Source organism: Flavobacterium taihuense, from assembly GCF_019351435.1.
Classification (GTDB): domain Bacteria; phylum Bacteroidota; class Bacteroidia; order Flavobacteriales; family Flavobacteriaceae; genus Flavobacterium; species Flavobacterium taihuense.
On the sequence record NZ_JAHWYN010000041.1, the window covers coordinates 1 to 7,135 of the forward strand.

General features: G+C 32.5%; 12 protein-coding genes. All 12 read left to right on the forward strand.

Going from position 1 to position 7,135, the window contains the following annotated elements; translation table 11 throughout:
* Nucleotides 1-257: 257 nt before the first annotated feature.
* Nucleotides 258-569: a hypothetical protein gene (locus tag KZH69_RS20050; RefSeq protein WP_219319247.1), complete on the forward strand. Its 312-nt coding sequence runs from the start codon at nucleotides 258-260 to the stop codon at nucleotides 567-569.
* Nucleotides 570-690: 121 nt separating this feature from the next.
* Nucleotides 691-1,065: a hypothetical protein gene (locus KZH69_RS20055; RefSeq protein ID WP_219319248.1), complete on the forward strand. Its 375-nt coding sequence runs from the start codon at nucleotides 691-693 to the stop codon at nucleotides 1,063-1,065.
* A gap of 78 nt (nucleotides 1,066-1,143) precedes the next feature.
* Nucleotides 1,144-1,989 (forward strand): putative endonuclease domain-containing protein, encoded by an 846-nt coding sequence (locus tag KZH69_RS20060; RefSeq protein ID WP_219319249.1) that lies wholly within the window; start codon nucleotides 1,144-1,146, stop codon nucleotides 1,987-1,989.
* 411 nt (nucleotides 1,990-2,400) lie between these two features.
* Nucleotides 2,401-2,760 (forward strand): hypothetical protein, encoded by a 360-nt coding sequence (locus tag KZH69_RS20065; RefSeq protein ID WP_219319250.1) that lies wholly within the window; start codon nucleotides 2,401-2,403, stop codon nucleotides 2,758-2,760.
* 210 nt (nucleotides 2,761-2,970) lie between these two features.
* Nucleotides 2,971-3,222: a type II toxin-antitoxin system ParD family antitoxin gene (locus tag KZH69_RS20070; protein ID WP_219319251.1), complete on the forward strand. Its 252-nt coding sequence runs from the start codon at nucleotides 2,971-2,973 to the stop codon at nucleotides 3,220-3,222.
* Nucleotides 3,215-3,508 (forward strand): type II toxin-antitoxin system RelE/ParE family toxin, encoded by a 294-nt coding sequence (locus KZH69_RS20075; RefSeq protein ID WP_219319252.1) that lies wholly within the window; start codon nucleotides 3,215-3,217, stop codon nucleotides 3,506-3,508. The genes KZH69_RS20070 and KZH69_RS20075 overlap by 8 nt, the downstream gene beginning before the upstream one ends.
* Nucleotides 3,509-3,824: 316 nt before the next feature.
* Nucleotides 3,825-4,298 (forward strand): GNAT family N-acetyltransferase, encoded by a 474-nt coding sequence (locus KZH69_RS20080; RefSeq protein WP_219319253.1) that lies wholly within the window; start codon nucleotides 3,825-3,827, stop codon nucleotides 4,296-4,298.
* A 264-nt stretch (nucleotides 4,299-4,562) separates the two neighbouring features.
* Nucleotides 4,563-5,450: a restriction endonuclease gene (locus KZH69_RS20085; protein WP_219319254.1), complete on the forward strand. Its 888-nt coding sequence runs from the start codon at nucleotides 4,563-4,565 to the stop codon at nucleotides 5,448-5,450.
* A 232-nt stretch (nucleotides 5,451-5,682) separates the two neighbouring features.
* The gene (locus KZH69_RS20090; protein WP_217202124.1) at nucleotides 5,683-6,057 is read left to right on the forward strand and encodes an ArsR/SmtB family transcription factor; all 375 of its coding nucleotides are present in this window, start codon (nucleotides 5,683-5,685) and stop codon (nucleotides 6,055-6,057) included.
* A complete protein-coding gene (merTP, locus tag KZH69_RS20095; protein ID WP_217202123.1) occupies nucleotides 6,054-6,653 on the forward strand; it encodes a mercuric transport protein MerTP in 600 nt (199 codons plus the stop codon). The genes KZH69_RS20090 and merTP overlap by 4 nt, the downstream gene beginning before the upstream one ends.
* A 1-nt stretch (nucleotide 6,654) precedes the next feature.
* Nucleotides 6,655-6,861, forward strand: a complete 207-nt coding sequence (locus KZH69_RS20100) for a GDCCVxC domain-containing (seleno)protein (protein ID WP_219319255.1) — start codon at nucleotides 6,655-6,657, stop codon at nucleotides 6,859-6,861.
* A complete protein-coding gene (locus KZH69_RS20105) occupies nucleotides 6,852-7,052 on the forward strand; it encodes a hypothetical protein (RefSeq protein ID WP_219319256.1) in 201 nt (66 codons plus the stop codon). The genes KZH69_RS20100 and KZH69_RS20105 overlap by 10 nt, the downstream gene beginning before the upstream one ends.
* Nucleotides 7,053-7,135 lie beyond the last annotated feature (83 nt).

Consider the following 7,135-nt stretch of genomic DNA (forward strand, 5'->3'; position numbering starts at 1 on the left):
TACAACACACGCTACAAGCAATTTGGGTATTTGGCTTAATTTAAATATGGTTTTGTATTTGGATGATTTGGCAAATCCGAAGAATAGGCTTAATTTAGTCCCAAACTGCTTTTAGCGCGGGAACGTTATAGGGCAGTAGTACCGAAATTGTGCAGAAGAAATCAATCTGAAAATGAACAGTTGTGTTCTCAGAAAGTTGACAACATAGAAGCTACAATCATTGGACAATGCGAATTAATTTTTAAACACGCAAACTAATGAATTTCAATCTTTTTAAAATAGACACTTGGTGGAAAGCTGTTTTTATACTCGGTATTATCGCTTGTGTTGGTTCCTCAACTATTAATATTGAATTTATTGAGCGAAAACATCTTTTCGGATTTGGATTTGGGATGATACTTATTGGATTATCTCATTGGATTGCTTGGAAAACTACAAACTCTTTTGAGCAAGGCGGTATATTGAGTTGGCAAATAATAAAGCACAACTTTTTTACCGTAATTCTTTTACTTGTTGGAATTGGATTAACAGGTCTTTTTGGATTTTTTATCATTAAAGGTTTGATATAAATGATATGAAGAAAATAGAACCATCAGCACACGTTATACCTCATTTCGAATGACCTCTGAATTAATAAATAAATGTTACGAAAACTACTTGAATATTGATTTAAAGTCAATTCATTTCGAGATGAATTCATATTCGGAGTATCATACCAAGAATGGTAATAAACTTGAACTTGAAGATTTAGATTTAGTAAATCACCCTATTGGATTTACTGACGAGTCAAATGAAGTCTTTAAGCTAATTAATTTTCAAGGAAACAATTTTATAATTAGTGATTCAAATTGTTATGCCTGTTCACGAGTTTATGAAAATGTAGATGGGTATAGATGGGTTGAAATTTTAATTATTCCTAATGGAAAGAACATAAAAATATTAAATAAAAACTCATCAATAAGATACAGCTTCTATACTCTTAAGTTGTTTGATTTTTTAAAATCAGATAAAGATATTCTAGAGTTTGACAAACTATATGTTAAAACATTTTCGGGTAACGATTGATTTAGTATTTTAGAGAGGATTCAATTTCTAGTTAGGTCTAAAGCCCAACCAAATGATATTTTAAATGCGTTTCAAATCTTGAAATTGCTTAACCCATTTCAACTAAGTATCATATCAATCACAGACGGCTTAGATATTAATAAAAATGACATCCAAAACTATCTACTTAACAACAATACTATACCTCTTTCAATACCTTACATTTCAAATCCTTCATTTAAATTCCAAATATCCGAAAGCACAAATGAAATTCTAGAAACGAAAGATTTTTTGGCTTTCATAAATTCATTAAGTGATGAAGAAGTTAGAGATTTTTTCGAATTAAATTTTCTTGAAGATTGGTTAAAAACAGAAAATATCTATCCCGATTTTAAACTTGATATTTTAGGTATAAAAGTTTTGGAAAGATGGAAAAAAGATGGTGTTATTGGCAATGTTTCAAACCTTGTTCGAAGTAGATTAAGTTCTGTCAATATATCAGAAAAGTTGATACGTGAATATTATAAGAGGCTAAAAAGTAACTTAAGGTCAATTGAAAATAAAATTAGGACTCAAAAAGGATTCAATATTGTTGGTAGTTTATATAATGAAAGCCTACTTTATAATTTAATTCAAAATGCTTTTCCCTATTACGAAGTTATTACACAATACAGTCCGAATTGGTTAGGTAGACAAAGAATAGATATTTTTATTAAGGAATTAAATGTTGCAATCGAATATAATGGAAAACAACATTATGAACCTGTAACATATTTCGGCGGAAGAGAAGGATTTTTAAAGACTGTTGAACGAGATGAAATGAAAAGAAAAAAATGCAAAAGAAATGGATGCGAATTAATAGAAGTAAAATATAATGAAGATTTACAAAAAACAGTTGAATCAATAAAAAAGAGGTTCAACAACGGATTTGGGCAAAAGGCTTAATGGAAAGACGGTTTTGTGTTTGAGATGATTTGCAAATCCGAAATAGGGCTTAATTTAGTCCCAAACCTGTGTAGTAGCGGGACATTATAGAACAGTTATGCCTAAATTACTCAGAAGAAATCAATCTGAAATTAAACATTTGTTTCCGCAGGAAATCTGAAAATAGAAACGTGAAAATGGATTTTGCCAACAGAAGCGTGAAAGATTTGCGGTTAAATCGTAATTTCGACAAAACAACCGCCCTATAACACACGCTACAAGCAATTTGGGTAATAGGCTTAATTTAAATATGGTTTTGTATTTGAATGATTTGGCAAATCCGAGAATAGGGCTTAATTTAATCCCAAACTGCTTGTAGCGCGGGGACGTTATGCGGGAGTTTATGAAAACCAAACTTAATTGAACATCATTATGAAAATATTGAAATACTTTTTACTTGTATTTTTGCTAATTTTTGTTGGTCTTTTTGCTTACATGAAATTAACTAAACCTGAAACAATAATGATTGTCGGAACTGAAGTATCCTTGGAAAAACCTTGGGTAGAATTTAATGAAGGTGATGACTCAAATATTGGAAATCTAATCAGAGCCTATCATTTTGAAGAAGGGGAAAAAAACTTCAAAAAAAACATTGGTAAAAATGAGTTAATTATTGCCTGCTTACAGGAAGATAAAAAATGGAAATATTACTATTATTACCAAGGGACAGAAAGTCCTGAAATGATGGGGATTTCGAAAGAAATGGCTAACGAAATAACTCCACCATACTAAAAAACCCCCGCATAACAGCCACTACAACGGATTTGGGCAATAGGCTTAATGGGAAGTTGGTTTTGTATTTGGAAGATTTGGCAAATCCGAAAATAGGGCTTAATTTAATCCCAAACCCGCTGTAGTGCCAGAACGTTATGTGAGATTCCAAAAAAAATACGGAATAATTCGAAAAGTTACCATTTTTTGGTAACTTAGCTAAAAAAAATTATGGGACGAAATACTTCTATATCGCTTGGTAATCATTTCGAAAGTTTTATCGAACACAGTGTAAACGATGGAAGATTCAATAACGCAAGTGAAGTTGTCAGAGCCGGTCTTCGACTTTTAGAAGATGAGGAAAATAAAATTGTAGCTTTAAGAAAAGCGATTAATGATGGAATTGAAAGTGGACGTGCAGTAGATTTTGATGCTAAAAAACATCTTAACGTTTTAAAAGCAAGAAAAAAATCAAATGGCTAAATATTATTTAACAAATAAAGCTGTTGATGACTTAACTGAAATTTGGGATTATACAATCGAAACTTGGTCTGAAATGCAAGCTGAAAAGTATTATGATTTACTTATGGCATCATGTGATGATTTAGCAAATAATCCAGAACTTGGTAGAAACTATGATATAGTAACAAAAGGAATATTAGGTTTTAAATCAGGTGAACATATTATCTTCTACTCAATTATATCAAAGAACGAAATAGAAATCGCAAGAATTCTTCATGGAATGATGGATTTAAAAAGCAGACTATAAGGAACCTCACATAACAGCTACTACAACGGATTTGGGCAATAGGCTTAATAGAAAGTTGGTTTTGTATTTTGGATGATTTGGCAAATCCGAAGAATGGGCTTAATTTAGTCCCAAACCCGCTGTAGTACCAAGACGTTATGTGATAGTTATTGCCAAAAATACGCATATGAAAAACATAAGAAAAGACGTTTTTTTTACGCAAAAAAACTAAAAGCAGAAACGTTAAAAAATTGAATTTATAGAAACTTGAAAATTTACGACTAACAACCTACTTTAAACTAAAATACACCCTAATAGCCGTTTGGCGAGATTTTAAATGAACACATACACAATAAATAAAGCGACAATTAAGGACTCCGGATTAATTTCAAAATTAATCTGCGAACTATTAAAGGATTTTAATCAACGTAGTGGAAGTAACTTTATGATTGACGCATCTAAAATTGAAGAGACTTGTAAAGAATTATTGCCAAGAGACAATTTTGCGGGATTCATTGCAATAAATAACATAACGAATGAAACAGTGGGATTGATAACAATAGCTCAAGGAACGGCTATTTACAATGGCGGAGACTTTGGTGTTATAACAGAGTTATATGTTGACAGAAACATTAGAAGTAACGGAATCGGAAAACTTCTAATTAAAAATGCTTTAGAATTTGCAAGAACGAAGAATTGGAGCAAAGTGGAAGTTGGCGCTCCTAACAAGGATGAATGGCCGAGAACAATTGAATTTTACAAAAAGAATGGATTCGAAGAAAAAGGACCTAAACTTAGGGTATCAATATAGAAAATTGAATCTCGAACTATAATAGGTTATATCAATTACTGAATAAAACTGAAGATTTTAAAATTTGCGGTAAAAATAATAATTGCGGTAAAAATAACCATCACATAACACACGCTACAAGCAATTTGGGTATTTGGCTTAATTTGAAAATGGTTTTGTATTTGGAATATTTGGCAAATCCGAAAAATGGGCTTAATTTAGTCCCAAACTGCTTGTAGCGCGGGAACGTTAGCTGCTATACCCAAAAAAACTAAACGGAAACAAATGGCAAAAAAGAAATCAGAAAATAAACTCCCTTCTTTTGACGAATTAATTATTCCAACAGTAAAAGCACTCATAAAATTAGGTGGATCAGGAAGTATTGAAGAAATTAATACAAGCGTATATGAAATATATAATATAAGTGATGAAATCCTAAATATTCCACACGGTGAAAATGGAACTTTAAGCGAAGTTGATTACCGTTTAGCGTGGAGTAAAACATACTTAAAAAAATATGGAATTTTAGAAAATTCTTCAAGAGGTGTTTGGGCATTAATTAATCCAAATGTTGATATTTCAGCTTTAGATTATACTGAAATAGTACGAACTGTTAGAGAACAAGAAAAGAAGAACAACGAAAAAAATAAAAAAACTGATTCAACAAAAGCCGAAATTAAACAAGAAACAACAGAAGAAGTTGACAATTCCGAAGAATGGAAAGAAAAATTACTGAACATATTGTACAATATTTCCCCTGCTGCATTTGAAAGATTAGCTCAAAGAATTTTAAGAGAAAGTGGTTTTTCTCAAGTAGAAGTAACTGGAAAAGTTGGTGACGGTGGAATTGACGGAAAAGGAATTGTAAGAGTTAGTGGACTTTTAAGTTTTCATGTCATTTTCCAGTGCAAAAGATATAAAGGTTCTATTTCCCCTAGTCAAATAAGAGACTTTAGAGGAGCAATGCAAGGAAGAGCTGACAAAGGATTATTTATTACAACAGGGAACTTTACAAGAGAAGCACTAAAAGAAGCAACAAGAGATGGCGCTCCTCCAATCGACTTAATTGACGGAGAACTATTATGTGAAAAGTTAAAAGAATTAAAATTGGGCATTGAAACTAAGTTAATTGAACAAGTGGAAATCAAAACTGATTGGTACGAAAAACTATAGGTACAGCAGCTAACAGCCGTTACAATCGATTTGCGGATTTAGTGGAATTACCGTTTTTATTCATATTTTCGTTTAGCAGAAAATACTCTGCTTCGTAACCCGCAAACCGCTTGTAGCGTCAGAACGTTAGTGGCAAGGCTATGACGACACAACCCGACAGACAAATCGGGTTCTTTTTGACATTTCATATTTTAGCAATTGCTTAAATAAACAAATTAACTATCTTTGCTCAATGGACAATAATTCTTGCATACGACAACAAGCAGACATTAAACAAATAAATCGCTGTAAAGACCGAGTTTCAGAACTCAACGGCTCGTTTGACTATTTATCGAACGGACTTGAATTAGCGGGAAACAACGTAAGACTCAAAATTCTGTTTCTGCTCTATGAAGAAAAACGACTTTGTGTCTGTGATATAAGCGACATTCTTGGAATGACAATTTCAGCAGTTTCACAACACTTGCGAAAACTAAAAGACAGAAAACTAATTGAAACAGAAAGAGAAGCTCAAACCATTTTTTACTCATTGACAAAAGAGTATGAAAAAATGCTGAGACCGTTTTTCAAAATACTTGACGAGAATAAAATATTAGAAACAATATGAAAACAGACAACAAACTAATTGGAGCAGGGCTTTTGACAGCAATTGCCGCTTCATTGTGTTGCATTACACCAGTCTTGGCTCTCATTGCAGGGACAAGCGGACTTGCTTCAACTTTTTCTTGGCTTGAACCTTTCCGACCGTATTTTATCGGTTTGACAATTTTGGTTCTTGGTTTTGCTTGGTATCAAAAGTTGAAACCAAAAAAACAAATTAACTGTAACTGTGAAACAGAAGTAAAACCTAAATTCATTCAATCAAAAAAGTTTTTAGGAATTGTAACAGCATTTGCAATCGTTATGCTTGCCTTTCCACACTACTCCAACATTTTCTATCCAAAGTCAGAAAAGCAAATCATAGTAGTAGACAAATCCAATATTCAAAAAGTAGAATTTACCATTAGCGGAATGACTTGTGCAAGTTGTGGCGAACACGTAAATCACGAAGTAAATAAATTGACAGGAATAATAAGTTCAAACGCTTCATACGAAAATGGAAACGCAATTGTAGAATTTGACAACTCAAAAACTAACATTGCAGACATTGAAAAAGCAATTAACTCAACAGGATATTCTGTAACCGACAAAAAAGAAAATTAAAATGGAAGTAATATTACAATCAACAATCACTTGCCCCAACTGCGGACACAAAAAAGAAGAAACAATGCCGACAGACGCTTGTCAATATTTTTACGAATGTGAAAAATGTAAGCAAGTTCTTAAACCAAAACAAGGCGACTGTTGTGTATATTGCAGTTACGGAAGTGTAGCTTGTCCACCAATTCAGCAAGACAAAAAATGTTGCTAACGGACAGAAATAAAGAAGCCCAGCCACTAACAGCGGTTTGGCGTAATGGCGGGTGTATTGCTTCGTATGACAGTTTTGTGGTAGGTTCAAGTGCAGTGCTTCGATTGAACTTTTGTGCTAAAAATCCGCCACTACGCCAAGCCGCAAAACGTTGGCGGTCAGCTTACAAATCTGAAATTTTTAAAACCTAAGAAATGAATAAACTAATTTTCTTTTTTTTCATTATAGTTTATAGTTGCTGTTCAGGACAAATCAAAAATAACACGAAAATTTC

Coding starts and splice junctions, on each gene's coding strand:
- KZH69_RS20050 (WP_219319247.1), top strand. CDS start 258: ATGAATTTCAATCTTTTTAAAATAGACACTTGGTGGAAAGCTGTTTTT.
- KZH69_RS20055 (WP_219319248.1), top strand. CDS start 691: ATGAATTCATATTCGGAGTATCATACCAAGAATGGTAATAAACTTGAA.
- KZH69_RS20065 (WP_219319250.1), top strand. CDS start 2,401: ATGAAAATATTGAAATACTTTTTACTTGTATTTTTGCTAATTTTTGTT.
- KZH69_RS20070 (WP_219319251.1), top strand. CDS start 2,971: ATGGGACGAAATACTTCTATATCGCTTGGTAATCATTTCGAAAGTTTT.
- KZH69_RS20075 (WP_219319252.1), top strand. CDS start 3,215: ATGGCTAAATATTATTTAACAAATAAAGCTGTTGATGACTTAACTGAA.
- KZH69_RS20080 (WP_219319253.1), top strand. CDS start 3,825: ATGAACACATACACAATAAATAAAGCGACAATTAAGGACTCCGGATTA.
- KZH69_RS20085 (WP_219319254.1), top strand. CDS start 4,563: ATGGCAAAAAAGAAATCAGAAAATAAACTCCCTTCTTTTGACGAATTA.
- KZH69_RS20090 (WP_217202124.1), top strand. CDS start 5,683: ATGGACAATAATTCTTGCATACGACAACAAGCAGACATTAAACAAATA.
- merTP (WP_217202123.1), top strand. CDS start 6,054: ATGAAAACAGACAACAAACTAATTGGAGCAGGGCTTTTGACAGCAATT.
- KZH69_RS20100 (WP_219319255.1), top strand. CDS start 6,655: ATGGAAGTAATATTACAATCAACAATCACTTGCCCCAACTGCGGACAC.
- KZH69_RS20105 (WP_219319256.1), top strand. CDS start 6,852: ATGTTGCTAACGGACAGAAATAAAGAAGCCCAGCCACTAACAGCGGTT.